We start from the raw sequence: 13908 nt of genomic DNA, 5'->3' as shown, positions 1-13908 counted from the left end.
TAGATAGTGTCTACACGAGTTAAGTTAACAGCTTGAGCCATATCGCTATACAGCGGATTTGTACGGCAGCCTCAAACGATGAGAGCATCTTCGCGTATCTAGTAGCAATGCCGCGCCACCGTTTGAGATGGAGAAAAGCATTTTCCACCAAGTGCCTCACGCGATAAAGAGTCTTATCATAGCAACGCTGTGCTTTGCGATTCCTTTTGGGAGGAATAACAATTTCGCAACCAGTCTCAATGGCTTTATCTATAATCTCATTGCTGTCATATCCGCGATCCGCCAACAAGAATTGAGCGGAAATACCGTCAATCAAGGCTACGGCTTGTGTGCAATCCGCTGTGGTACCCGCTGTAACAGCAACTCTGACCGGCATACCATGCGCATCCACGGCCAGGTGTATTTTACTGTTGAGCCCCCTTTTGTGTGCCCCATGCCCTGATTACCTCCCCTGGCCCCTGCCGCATGGGGATGGACTTTGCAATGGCTGGCATCGATCATCAACCATTCAAAATCTGGATCATCAATCAATATTTCAAGGAGTTTTTCCCATATTCGCTTGTCTCGCCAACGAATAAAGCGTTGGTGAACGGTTCCCCATTTGCCATATTCCGGCGGCAAATCTCGCCACGGCGCGCCAGTACGCAATATCCAGAAGACGGCATTGATGAAGAGGCGATTATCCTTTGCTACACCTCCCCATTGTCCGCTTTGCCCAGGTAAATGAGGTTCCAATAAGGCCCATGCAGCATCTGAAATGTCATGGCGGCGTTGAGGATTCGTCATAAGCACATCCTTGTAGAATTGATGCGCTTCTTATAACTCAAATCTCGTGTAAACACTATCTATGAAAAACGGACGATCCCCGACGTGACGGAATCGTCCGTTTTTCATAAATATAAGAAATTTTCTTCAGCAAAAAAGTAAGGTTCTCTCCTTCAGCGCAGAGAGAACTGAAACGGTACAAGGACTACGGTATTGACCGCTTTCCCTTTAAGTTTCCCTGGCATAAAACGCATTTTTTCCGCCGCAGAAAGAGCCGCCTGTTCAAACCAGCCCGCTGGTTCAGCTAAATGAACACGACACTCACGAGCACGACCTTCCATATCCACAACAAGCTGAATGACCACTCTTCCCTCTACCGCACGACGGCGAGCCTTGGATGGATACTCCACTGGCGAGCGCTTCACAATGGAAGGACGCTGATCCACCTGATCTGTATTATAGGCCAAAAATGAGCCTATACGGCCGGGGATGGAGGCCGCAGGCCCCTGTTCCACATGGGCGGAAGAAGGAACGGGCCGTGGCGCCGCCGGACGCGGAGTTTCCTTTTTCCGCACCGGGACGGGGTCCTTTTTCTTTTTCGAACTGACGATTTCCGGTGCGGACTTCTCCTGTGCGGGAGCTCTCTCCGGTTCGGGCAAAGATTCCGGCTCAGGGGGCGGAGGCGGAGCAGTCTCTGATTCGGGAACAGGTGCAGTCTCCGGTCCGGGTGCGACGTTTTCCACCGCAGGCGCGGCGGGAACGGCGAATTCCGCCAGTGCGACCTGGTAGACACTTTCGTCTTCCGGCGCCTTATCCTCCGTCCGGGAAAAAGCATACACCCCGCCGAAGAGCACGACATGTATGCACGCCGAAAGCAGCATCGTGGAAGTTCTGACGCATCGGCGCATCGTCATGCATCCTGTCCGCCGGCGTTCTCCAGACCGGAGCCCTTTTCCCCCGTACCTTCCGCCGGAAGGGTGACCAGCCCCACGTCATGAATACCGGCCCTGCGAATCTTCCCCATGATGTTCATGAAAATACCATAGGGCACATGTTGGTCGGCGCGGATGAAAAGACGCCTCCCCGGCGCGACGACGTGCACGTCCAGCAAGGAAGGGAGATCTTCCGCCGAAGTCTCGTATTCATCAAGAAAAACGGAGCCGTCCTCCCTGACGGTGAGCATGACGTGCTCGTTCTCCGCAGGCAGAGTTTCCGAGACCTCCACCCTGGGAAGATTCACCTCCAGCCCCTCCGTCATCATGGGCGCCGTCACCATGAAAATGATGAGCAGCACCAGCATCACGTCGACAAGAGGCGTGACGTTGATGTCGGATACGAAATCATCGGATGACGGGCCGCCCATACTACTTTCCTCCTCCGAAGCTGAGGCCGCCCGCGTGATGCCCTACTTCATGCTGCATACGGTTCAGAAGCTGCCCGGCAAAGGTGATGCACTCGTTTTCAATGGCGGAAAGGCTTGCCCGGAACATGTTGAAGCCCCATGTGGCGGGAATGGCCACGAAAAGCCCCACTGCCGTGGCGATGAGTGCCTCGGCTATGCCCGGAGCCACCGTGGCGATGGAAACGCTCTTCATCACCGCTATGGACTGGAAGGAGTACATGATGCCCCACACCGTGCCGAAAAGCCCGATGAACGGCGCCGTGCTCGCCGTCGTTGCCAGAAGGGAAAGAGAAGACCTCAGACGGGCCATCTCGTGAGCTATGCCAAAATGAAGCGCCCTTCTCACGTTGTCGTTCATCAGACGCTCGGCATCCCCGGTGCGGCTGATGCGGTTGAATTCCCGCACGCCTCTGCGTGTGATGCCGTACAGAGGCGAACGCCCGTGGCATTCCAGTTCCGCCAACGATTCCAGAAGATCGTCCGAATCCATGACATCAAGACCATGACGCACCTGTTTGCGTACCTTCCGCAGGCACAGCCACTTGCCCAGCATGTAGGCCCAGCTTACCAGCGACATGAACAGAAGCAGCGACAGAACCAGCTTGGAAACCAGCGTGGCCTGCATGACGGCATGGAAAATCATATCCACGACGGAAACTCCCTGCCCGCCCGGAAGAGCGGATGAAACTGAACATAAAAAAACACCGAATACCCTGTACCGTCTTACTGAAGCCGGGGCGGAAGAGTGCCGTCCCGGCTCTTCAGCAAACGAATCGTCCAACTTAGAAGCGATAGGAAATACCTACGCCGCCGTTCACACCTTCCGTAGCCACCCAATAGGCGCCACCGAAGCTGCGGACATAATCGTAGTTCTTATCGAAGATATTGTTCACATAGGCGTACACATCGACATTGTTGTCAAACTCATAACCGACACGAGCATTGACCAGCGTATGGGAGGGAATATAGCCGCTGTTATCAATGTTGAGGTATGACTTGGTAGCTCCGGTTGCGTCTACACGAGTATAGAAACCGGATTCATGACGGTAGGAAGCACCAACGCTGTAGGTCCATTCCGGCACATAGGGCACACGATTTCTGTTCAGCCTGCCGTACAAATCGTCGGTAATGTCGTCGAAACGTAAATGCGTGTAGCCCACGTTCGCAAAAAGTTCGAGGCCGGGCAGCACCATCCAGGAGATTTCGCCTTCTGCACCAAAAGCCCAAGGGTTACCTGCGTTGTCAATATAACCGCTCATGCCTGAGGTGAACTTTTCCACCTGCATTCCGTTGTACTTGTTGGCAAAAACTGCGAAGTTCATGCGCAGACTGTTATCGAGAAACTGATTTTTGGAACCAAGTTCAAAGGAATACACATGCTCTTCATCATACTTCTCATGACCGGGCGTGGCATAGGCGGAGTCGAAGCCGCCCGCCTTGTAGCCTTCGGAGAAGCTGGCATAGAGCATGTTGTTTTCCGTAAGCGAATATTCCAGCGCAACCTTGGGAGACACATTGAACCAGCTGTCATCCCCGGAATACGGCGCCTGCATGCCCATGCCCGCCCTTTTGGCGTGTGCCCACGCACCGGTATGGTAATAATCCAGTCTGCCGCCTATCGTGAATGCCCAGCGCTCGGCAAAGGGAACCTTCACCTGGCTGAAGAGCGAATAGGTATTGGTAATGTCGCGCGCATTAGTGGCTCCTATGGAGTTGTAGTAATCGTAGCGCTGGCGGCGGTCGATATGCGAATAGGCCGCACCTATGACGGCGTTCACGCCGTCCTCGTCGTAGGTGAGACGGAATTCCTGACCAAAGTCATACATGCCGCTGTCGTTGCGGTCCTCAGAGGCCATACCGTACTCAAGCGGAAGAAAATTCGGGCCGAAATCGTAGTCCACGAGGAAGCGGATATCGGCTTCACTTCTGGTGGTGACAGATGTAAATGTCCATGCCGGCGATATATTGTACTTTATGCTCAAAGACTGATCGTTGAGCATGGTTTTATTATAGCCGTTGTCGTTGGATGTGACATGCCTCGGCGTACGGGTACCGCCGTTCATGTCATGATACATCTGCGTCATCTCGGGTCCGTACATCTTGTCGTATATGGCGAAGGCGTTGGGCGAATACATACTGAAGGTGCCTTCATTGTACTTCGTCATGCCTGCGGAAAGACGTATTTCCCAGTCTTCCGTGGGAGTGAAAAGCAGGCTGAAACGGCCGCTGTAGTTTCTGCGGTCGTCCACATAGGTACCGGTGTAATCGTTCCACACGTTGCCGCGATGGTTATAGAACTGGAAGGAACCGCTGGCAAAAAGCTTGTCGTCAATGATGGGACCGGAAAGAGCGATGTTCGGCTTCACATGATTGTGCGTACCGACCTCCACGCCAACCTGACCATGAATTTCATTTTCAGGTTTTTTGGTGATGATCTTTATGACGCCGCCGGAGGCATTCCTGCCGTACAATGTTCCCTGCGGTCCACGAAGCACTTCGATGGACTCTATGTTGTAAAGAGGGACATCATAGGCGGTAGTGCTGGTAAGCGGCACGTCGTCAATATAGGTAATAACCGAAGGAACATAGGAATGAGCAATGGACTGAGAGCCACGGATGGAGGGAAACTTCATCATGGGCAGACCGCCGGTGGGCATCACCAGATTGGGCACCTTTGCGGAAAGGTCGTCAAGAGTTTCCATGCCCGAATCCCGCACCTCATCCTCATTGATGACGGATACGCTGAGAGGCACCTTCTGCTGGTCTTCCGCAATCTTATTTGCCGTGACGGTGATCTCGGGAAGTACCAGCAGATCATCCGCCAGTGCATTCGTCTGAGTTCCGGCCAGCATACACATACCGCAGAACGCGGCGGCCGCAAGCTTCCTTGTTCTCTTCCTTGCCATGAGCAACAACTCCTCTGAAAGTGATAATGAACAACTATAAAAAGCCGGAGGGCAAAAGAGAGTACCCTAACAGGTCAAAAAATGCCCCGATCGGGCCTCATGCCTGATGGATGTTGTTTTCTCCGCCCTGCCGGCATTTTGTGGGAGAAACACCGTAGTAACGGGAAAACGCACGGGAAAAATGCCCGGGAGACTCATATCCTACGCGATAGGCCACTTCCGCTACGCTGTAGCTGCTTTCTTCAAGGAGCTTTCGGGCTTCACACATCCTGTGCCGTTGAAAAGAAGCAAATATCGAATCTCCATACATCGCACGGAAAGCCCGCTTCAGACTGGTTTCACTCATGCCCACGGTTCGGGCAAGCTCGCCTATGGACATGGGATGCTCAAGATTTTCACGCATGACCTGCCACACACGTGCACATTTGCTGTGCATGGTACACATTTCACAGCAGTTTTCCTTCTGCAGAAAAAACTGCTGCATGTTTTCAAGTATCAGCTCCATACCCTTTATCTCACGATACGCCTGCCCCAGCCTGCCCTTATAGGGAACATTGAGAAGCTGTCCGAGAAGAAGCTGTGCCGTCACGGAGGCCGGTATGGTATGAAAAAAAGGCTCAAGACGGTGATGCACATGCAGAAAAGCCGCCTTCCGGTTGAGACTTTTCCTCTCCTCGCCGACCAGGTTGAAGATATCCTCATAGTCCACGGTTATGCCAAGGAAAATACACCTGCCGTCATGCGGTCTCCCGACAACGTCGCCGGGCATATGTCCTCCCCATACGCAGAGCGTATGCTGCCGCAACTCATATTCCCCGTCTGCATGAAACCTCATGGTTCCTTCGACAACATAACCGAAGCCCAGCTTCCGCCGGAACTCTTCTGCGGCATACAGGGAACTTTCTCCACCGCTCAATTCAAACCTGCGGATCTCAATCCCGAAATTACCGAAACCATCAAGAAGGGAAGTAACGGAATTCATACGCCTTCCTCAAAAATATGAAATAGAAATTCATTTTCATTTTATTAATGAACACATCCTGAAGCTACCGTTCCGCTCTGCCCGGCAATACCGTCTCTCCGATGTCGTCTCTGCCGTATCATGACGGGGAATTCCACAACCTCTTTTGCACCGAAACGGAAATGCCTGCACTCTCCCCCGGCCTTCCGCCTTTCTCTGAGGACTAAGACTCCAGCTTCCACGATTTGACCGCGCATTCCCGGTCCCAGAGTCTGCGGTATATGCCGTTTTGCGCCAGCAACTCCTCATGCCTTCCTTTTTCCACGATTTTTCCATTATCCAGAACCAATATCTGACCGGCATGGCGGATATGGTTCAGCGTGTGGGCGATCATGACGACGGTTTTGTTCCGGGTAAGGGAGGAAAGCCCCTGCTGTATGGCCCAGGCATGTTCCGGATCCACACTGGAAAAAGCCTCGTCAAGCAGAACGACGGGGGCATTTTTAAGAATCGCTCTGGCAATGGCGATGCGCTGGCGCTCCCCTCCGGAAAACGTGCAGCCGCCCTCTCCCGTCAGGGAGGCATAGCCTTGCGGAAGCTTCATGATGAAATCATGACAGCCCGCTGCCATGGCCGCCTTGACGACCTCTTCCGATGAAGCGTCGCTTCTGCCCATGCGGATATTGTCGCCCACACTTCCGGAAAACAGATAGACATCCTGAAAAACCATGGATATCGACGACATGAGCGTTTCTGACGGAATATCCCGCACATCGATATCGTCCATGACTACATGCCCCTTCCGCGCATCCCAGAACCGCGCCAGCAACATGAGAAGCGTTGTCTTGCCGCTGCCGGAACGCCCCACCACGGCATTCAGCGTACCGGGCAGAAAATCCGCGCTCAAGCCGTCGAGCGCGGATCTGCCGTCCGGGGTGTAGCTGAATTCCACGTTCTTCATGCCCGGGGCGAACCTCGTCGGCCTTATGGCTCCGTGATCGGGCATGACGGGACGCGAATGCAGCGCGTCGATGTGGTCAAGGCTCAGCATCATGATGTTCAGAATGCCGAATTCGCCGAGCAGCGCTTCCACAGGCTGATAATAGGTACCGCTGATGACGGCGAAAAACAGAAATACCGGCAGGGTTATCATGTCGTTCAGATAAAAGATGAGCCCGCAGAGAAAAATCAACCCCATGCCCATGCGGACAAAAAGCTGATACAGCGTCATGGGCGGCAGAGCCTTCAGCTCATAGGCGGCGGCCGCATCCCTGTATCTTTCCAGACTGCCGTTGATCGCTGCAAAGACATGCTCGCTCATGTTGTAGGAACGTATGGTTTCCATTCCCGATACATATTCAAGAATGGAACCGATGAAGCCGCGTTCCATGTGCTGCCTTTTCACCCCCGCATCCCGAAAGGCACGTACCGTGGCATGATAGACGAACCATGCGGGTACAAAGCCCACCATGGCCATGAAGGCAAGGCGAAGATCCATCGCCAGCATGACAAGAGAGAGGAAGAACACCGACGTCATGCCGGAAATGAAATTCGCCGCCGTCGCCATGCAGCGCATTTCCACAAAGGCCATGTCGTTGGTGAATACGGAAGAGAGATTCCCCGCCGTTTCCGCCTGAAAAACACCGAGTGGAAGTTCTGCCAGACGACGACTCTCCCGGATGCGCACATCTCGCATGATCTCATAGCCGAGCGAAGATTGTATGGACGTGGAAACGTACTCCAGTACATAACGGAGAATCAGCAGCGCAATCATACCGAGACTGCACCGTATCAGCGTATCCATGGTGAAGTTTCCCTCAAGAAGCTTCATTATGGCGAAAAGTACTGCAAGATATATACAGCCGGTACAGCAGTTCTGAATGATATTCAAAAAGATTGCGGAACGTAACCGCCCTTTTCTATGGCCTGCCAGTTCAAATATACGGCGTATCATCTCAATCATGTTCATCTCCTCCGGCAAGCCAGTTTTCAGAGCTCTCCAACGCCTTCCACATGTTCTGATAGACTTCGCATGTCTCCATGAGGACGGCATGTGTACCCGATGCCTCAATATTTCCATTGCAGAGCACAATGATCCTGCTGGCATCCATCACACTTCTGAGTCTGTGCGCGATGACCAGCACGGTTTTTCCTTTCACCAGTGCCGAGAGAGCCTTCTGAAGTTCATCTTCATTATCGGGATCGCAGTATGCCGTAGCTTCGTCCAGAATGAGCACGGGAGCGTTCTTCAAAAGCGCCCTTGCTATGGCGATGCGCTGACGTTCGCCGCCCGACACCGATATCCCGGCCCCTAGCACGGTATCGTACCCCTGAGGAAGGGACATGATGAAGTCATGACAGAGTGCGGCCCGGGCGGCTTCCTCCACTTCCGCCATGGATGCATCGGGTTTTCCAAGGCGTATGTTCTCAAGTACGCTGCGCTCGAACACGATATTGTTCTGCGTAACGAAAGCCACCGTAGAGGCCAGCGCTTCCGTCGTAAGGGAACGGATATCCACGCCTCCTATGCGTATGGCGCCTTCCTCAACATCCCAGAACCTCGCCACCAGTCTCGCGGCAGTACTCTTGCCGCCGCCGGAGGGGCCCACCAGGGCCGTCACACTTCCGGCCTCGGCGGTGAAGGAAAGTCTGTGGAAGACTTTTTTTTCTCCATAGGAAAAAGACACGTTGCAGAACTCCACGTCAAAGCGTTCAGGAAGCTGTGTCCGCGACCCCTGAGGGAGTTCTTCCATGGACAAAAGCCGGAAAAGACGGGCTCCCACCTGCATACAGATGTTCATTTCGTCACCATAGCGTCCTATTCTGGTAAGAGGCGCCGCGTAACAGAGCGCCGCGAACAAATAGAACAGCATGGAGGGGGCATCGGTTCTTCCCGTGACGAAGAGCCAGCCCGCTACAGGAAAGACAAAAACAATCCCTGAACTCATGACGATGGTATTCACCGTCATGCCGTGCCGGCAGTCGGCAAACCATTGCCGCATGAAGTCACAATATTCTTCCGCCGCATGTTCAAAACGCTTCCAGCTCCTGACCCCCCCGAACATGCGTATTTCCTTCATGCCGCGCACATATTCCACAAGGCTCGCATTCAGCTTCTGGCCGGAGACCTCCATGAGAGGAAAATTTCTCGCGGCAAGCCTGCCCATGGCTCCCAGGCACGCCGCATAGATGACAATGGGAGCAAGAAGCGAAAGCCCTATGCGCCAGTCCATGAAGAAAACCACGGCGATCATGCACACGGGAACAAGGAGATTACCTATGATTTCAGGGTAGTGATGCCCGTAAAACATCTCAAGCTTTTCCACGTCGTCGAAAATCTGACTCTTGAGCCTGCCTGCGGAACTCTCATCCAGCACCCCCTGAGGAACACGGGAAAGCCTGTGAAGTATGTCCCGGCGCACGGCATGGAGCGTATCAAAGGCCGCCCTGTGCGACAGTCTGGTGGAAAGGGCATGAAACACGACCTGAAGAAAGATCCCCGCGACAGCCACCCCCACTCCGCGGAACGCTCCCGCGACATCGGCAGGTTCCGTCAGAAGAGCCTTCAGCATGAGATAGAGCCCCATCATGGGCAGAAGGCTGAACAGCGCTCCGGCCACGGCAAGCACGCCGGAAAGCATCAGTCTGCGCCGGCCGGCCTCATCGGGCAGAGAGCATAATATCTGCATTCCGTTATTCATCAGCCCCTCCGCAACGCTCCGTCATATGCATGACTGCATCCATGCGGGCTTTCGCCTCACAAAGCGCCAGCGCAAGTTCCTGCCGTTTTCTTTCCAGGCACTCCTGTACATATTCAGTCATATCTTCCACGGTTTTCACGTTCTCCATAATACGGCTGTCGAGCGCAATGGAGAAGGTTTTTTCCACCTCCATGGCCAGCTCCGGCAGATCAAGCACATCCGCCTCCAAATCCGTATAGAAATCCGTTGTCCTCTGAACAGATTCCACGGAAATTCTGAAGTGATCAGCTATAAGTTCATTGAGTCGGGACTCCACGGACATATCAGCACTCCTTGAACTTTTTCCATTGAAAATTTCAGCCATCCGTCCATTCCGCATCCGGAAAAAAAGTGGGGCGGATATCCCTCACCGTTCACTCTGTCATCTTTCAGATCCGGATACTTCTGAATTGCGTTCTTCCCCAAAAACTCTAAGACGCACAATAAGGTTGGGGGTGATGAAGTAATCGGAAAGAAACGCTGCCAAAATACCTATGAACACCAGTATGCCCATATGCACGAAAATGATCATTTTTGAAAACATGTATGCGGAAAAACTCAGACACAGAATGGATGATGTAAGCAGCATGGCCTTACCCGTGCTCCTGAAGGTAATGCGTATGCTTTCCCGATAGTTTCCGGTACGCATGAACTCAAGCTGGCAGTGATTGATGAAATGAATGGTATCGTCCACGGCAAGCCCGAGTATCATGGGAATGACCGTCACCGTCATCATATCAAGAGGAATATTGAAGAACCCCATCACCGCACAGACGAAAAATGCGGGAAGAATATTGGGAATCATGGCGATGAGGCCGATTTTCAGGCTGCCGAAAACCGCCGCCATGAGCAGGGATATGACCAGCATGGAAATGAAGATGGACTGCACCTGTCCCCAGCTCACATAATCCTGAATCTGCGTGAACTGACAGAGCGTACCGGTGAGAATGATCTTCGCGTCGGGAAAAAGCTGCGCACCAAGGGTGCGTATGCTCTCAAGTTCCCTCACCGCCTCGCCGGAGTTGTAGTCGTCAATTTCTATCATCACGCGAAGGCGGCGGTATTCATAGTCTATCCAGCGCTCTGCCTCGGTGCCTCCGGCGTTCTCATAAAGAAGCAGCACCTGCGCTATTTCCTCTCGTGTCTGGGGTATGGTGTAGCTTTCAGGATTTCCCGCATTAAGCACCTGATTGAGATCCTTCACCACATCAAGCACGCTGTGCACCTTCTTGGTCAGCGGGAACTCACGGATGCGCTCGGTCAGGATTTCCAGTTTCCTGAGATTTTCGGGGAGACGGGCCTCGTCAGGATTCGGAAACTCTATGCCCACGCCAAAGGAATACAGGGAGCCGAGGGGCGTTTCACTGATGCGGCAGATGCGGTCGATATAGGGAACCTCGGTACCGAAGGAACGACGCAGATCAAACGCTACCTCCACGCGGAAAAGACCCGCAACCGAAGCCATCAGAGCAATCGCGGCAACGGTGAAAACGATGCGGGGATGCTGAAGCACATGGCTGCCCATCCACTCCATGAGCCTATCGAGCGGAACTTTTTTTACGACAATCTGCGCCCCCTTCTCCTTTTTGTCTCCCCCGAAGGAAAAAAGTACGGGCAGAAGCACAATGGTAAGCACATAAAGCAGCATGGTCATGGATGCGGAGGTCATGCCAACCCAGCTTACCGGACGCAGATTCACGAAGCAGAATGAGAGCAGCGAAGCCATGGTGGTAAAGGCGCTGAAGAAGATTGGCCAGCCGGTTTCTCCTACAGCGTGCTCCAGAGCCCACAACCGATCGCCCTTCTTCTGAAACTCCCATCGGAAGAAGTTGATGAAATACAAAGAATAACATATCGCCATGGAAATGCTGAGGAATATCGGCATGAGCATGACCATGGGATCCGTCGCCACGCCGAGAAGCCCCTGTATGCCGAGCACGATGGAAAGCCCGGCTCCGGCAAGGAAGACGGGAAAAATAACGCCCCGGATGCTGCGGAGCACAAGGGCGAGCACAAGAATGATGGACAGCAGGGAAAGCCCTATGAGTTTCGGCATTTCTCCGGCCATAAAATCGCGCTTTTCCAGGTTGATGACCGGCCAGCCTGTGGTTTCCGGGTTCATCCAGGCGTATTTCTCCTGTCCGGTGATCTCGTTGACCGTACGGCCTATGACCATTTCGATGAACTCGCCGTGTTCGTCCACGGTACCGGAGGGAATATGCATGAGGCGCACCATGATCCATGCATAGCGGCCGTCCTCGGAAACGATCTGATTTCTGAGCGAGGGCTTCGCCATGATCGCCTCGCGTATTTCCGCAAGCTGTGCGGGATCTTCGGGAATAGGATCAGGCACAATATCGGACACGTCGAGCCCATCCTCGTCGCCCCGCGTGAACTCCATGTCCGTCACGGAAATCACGTCGTCCACATACGGCACCTTTGCTTTCAGTTCCCTTCCCATTTCACGAATACCCGCCAGCACGCGCGGCGTGAACACATTGTCCACATGAACAAGAACGGCGCAGAAATTGTCGTTGCCGAATATGGAGGCCATGTAATCCTTGGCCAGCAGAAGCTCGTCCCCCTCGTTGAAGTAGTGAGAATCATCCGTATCGGATTTGAGCTGCTTCAGCCCATAAAAGGAAATCGCCAGAATCAGGACCATGGCCACAAGAATGAGCGCCCTGAATTTCAGAATCACCTTGCTGAATGCAACAAATCTTTCGTTAATAGCCTCGATATTCAGCATATATCCCTCACTTGCACCGCGCTCCGGCCATGCGGACTTCATGCCTGCAACTTCAGGTGGGCTGCGCGGCACCTCGTTAAAAACTAAAGCGCAGCTTTCCCCATATCTGGGAGTTACGCCGGTAGACACCATACGAACCGTCATCTCCGTAGAACCTATCCCAGCCGACGGTGAGTTCCATGCCGTCGGCAAGCTCATACGCCGCCTGCAGACGGTTGAAAAACTCCCCGTCATTCAGGGAAACGTAGATCATGTCGGAAACGGTAAGCTGTTCGTTGAAAAAGGTTCTGGAAATATTGAACGTGGCCTGCGGGCTGTGTTCCTCTGCGACAAGCGCCCTGTCGTAATTCATGATGAACTCGTCCAAGAGCTGTGCGGTCACGCTCCAGTTGCCGCCGGGGCTCCAGTCCACGCCGGCCAGATACTTGAGCACGTCGTGACTTTCACTGCCTCCGGCCGATGTGGAAAGGCGCCTTCCCTGAAAGTAGGCGGCTTCCCCCCGGAACACGAAGTCCGACCAAGGTCTGGCGAAGTCGAAACCGTAAATCAGGATCCTGTGATAATCCTGCTCCATGACGATTTCCCGCCTTTCTCCGCCCATATTGCGCACGGACACGGAAGAGGCCGCCGTATCGTCCCAGGTATAGAAGGCGGAAAGGGATACGTCGAAGCCCGCCATGTAGGATGAAACGCGCAGGGCGAACTCGCTGTCCTCCAGAGACCAGGAAGAAGGTTCCTCCGGGCCGTACGTCCTCACCGGCAGAGCAGAAGAGAAGGATCTCTCCAGCGCCCAGGGATTGTTTCCCGTTGCAAGCTTTGCGGGCCTGAACTCCGGTATCCATATGAGTTCCGTAATCAGCGTATTGCTGAGGAACCTGAGCTTGGCCGCGGTGACGGGAATGCGCATCTCGTCGATGTTTCTGTTGAGATAGTCGGAAAAATCCGTAGGACAGACATTGTCCGTAATGCGTACGCCGTCCGCCTTGCCCCAGATGATGAGCTGCCGCCCCACGCGCAGATCCCAGCCGGAACCGACATGCTCAAGCCATGCCTCGCGGACGGAAAGCCCGTCGAGAGCCGGAATGGTCCAGTTCTTTTCCGCATCAAGAGAAAGAAATCCGTTGAAGGTGCCGACATTGCCCGAAACCTCCAGCCGCCCGTGCACGCGGGAGGTCACCTCGTCATGCGGAGCGTAGGTGCGCATGGACTGCACAAGCTCAATCCATCCGGTGGAGCTGAAGTGCTCGTTCCAGAAGGCGGAAACGGCATTCGGACGCGACGATACCCCCTCCTCCCCGGCCGTATCCGCAAGCGCACGACAGGGGAGGAGGGGCAGCAGCAAAAGGACGGAAAGCAATATACTTCTGCAATACATGACGCCAGGC

General features: G+C 53.9%; 11 protein-coding genes. All 11 read right to left on the bottom strand.

What is annotated here, in order from left to right:
• Positions 1–19 precede the first annotated feature (19 nt).
• A protein-coding gene (locus tag K8W16_RS01765) for an IS5 family transposase (protein ID WP_303899072.1) occupies positions 20–786 on the bottom strand; the annotation gives its coding sequence in 2 pieces (ribosomal slippage) (positions 20–426 and positions 426–786; 768 coding nt in all).
• A 152-nt stretch (positions 787–938) separates the two neighbouring features.
• Positions 939–1646, bottom strand: a complete 708-nt coding sequence (locus tag K8W16_RS01760; RefSeq protein WP_304120620.1) for an energy transducer TonB — start codon at positions 1644–1646, stop codon at positions 939–941.
• Between the two features lie 29 nt (positions 1647–1675).
• Positions 1676–2128 (bottom strand): ExbD/TolR family protein, encoded by a 453-nt coding sequence (locus K8W16_RS01755; protein ID WP_304120618.1) that lies wholly within the window; start codon positions 2126–2128, stop codon positions 1676–1678.
• A 1-nt stretch (position 2129) separates the two neighbouring features.
• Entirely contained in the window at positions 2130–2816 is a 687-nt protein-coding gene (locus K8W16_RS01750; RefSeq protein ID WP_304120617.1) for a MotA/TolQ/ExbB proton channel family protein, read from the bottom strand.
• 133 nt (positions 2817–2949) lie between these two features.
• Positions 2950–5073 carry a TonB-dependent receptor gene (locus K8W16_RS01745; RefSeq protein ID WP_304120615.1) on the bottom strand — a complete coding sequence of 708 codons (2124 nt, stop codon included), beginning with the start codon at positions 5071–5073 and terminating at the stop codon, positions 2950–2952.
• A gap of 97 nt (positions 5074–5170) precedes the next feature.
• Positions 5171–6055 (bottom strand): AraC family transcriptional regulator, encoded by an 885-nt coding sequence (locus K8W16_RS01740; protein ID WP_304120613.1) that lies wholly within the window; start codon positions 6053–6055, stop codon positions 5171–5173.
• A 202-nt stretch (positions 6056–6257) separates the two neighbouring features.
• The gene (locus K8W16_RS01735) at positions 6258–7988 is read right to left on the bottom strand and encodes an ABC transporter ATP-binding protein (RefSeq protein WP_304120622.1); all 1731 of its coding nucleotides are present in this window, start codon (positions 7986–7988) and stop codon (positions 6258–6260) included.
• A gap of 1 nt (position 7989) precedes the next feature.
• Positions 7990–9735, bottom strand: coding sequence for an ABC transporter ATP-binding protein (locus tag K8W16_RS01730; RefSeq protein ID WP_304120611.1), 1746 nt, complete (start codon positions 9733–9735; stop codon positions 7990–7992).
• The gene (locus K8W16_RS01725) at positions 9728–10057 is read right to left on the bottom strand and encodes an acyl carrier protein (RefSeq protein ID WP_304120610.1); all 330 of its coding nucleotides are present in this window, start codon (positions 10055–10057) and stop codon (positions 9728–9730) included. The genes K8W16_RS01730 and K8W16_RS01725 overlap by 8 nt, the downstream gene beginning before the upstream one ends.
• A gap of 99 nt (positions 10058–10156) precedes the next feature.
• A complete protein-coding gene (locus K8W16_RS01720) occupies positions 10157–12523 on the bottom strand; it encodes an RND family transporter (protein WP_304120609.1) in 2367 nt (788 codons plus the stop codon).
• 76 nt (positions 12524–12599) lie between these two features.
• Entirely contained in the window at positions 12600–13898 is a 1299-nt protein-coding gene (locus tag K8W16_RS01715) for a DUF1302 family protein (RefSeq protein WP_304120607.1), read from the bottom strand.
• Positions 13899–13908 lie beyond the last annotated feature (10 nt).

The organism is Mailhella massiliensis, from assembly GCF_020741395.1.
In the GTDB taxonomy this organism is placed as follows: domain Bacteria; phylum Desulfobacterota; class Desulfovibrionia; order Desulfovibrionales; family Desulfovibrionaceae; genus Mailhella; species Mailhella massiliensis_A.
Note: the sequence above shows the minus strand (reverse complement) of the source record. Positions and strands in the feature narration are given on the sequence as shown.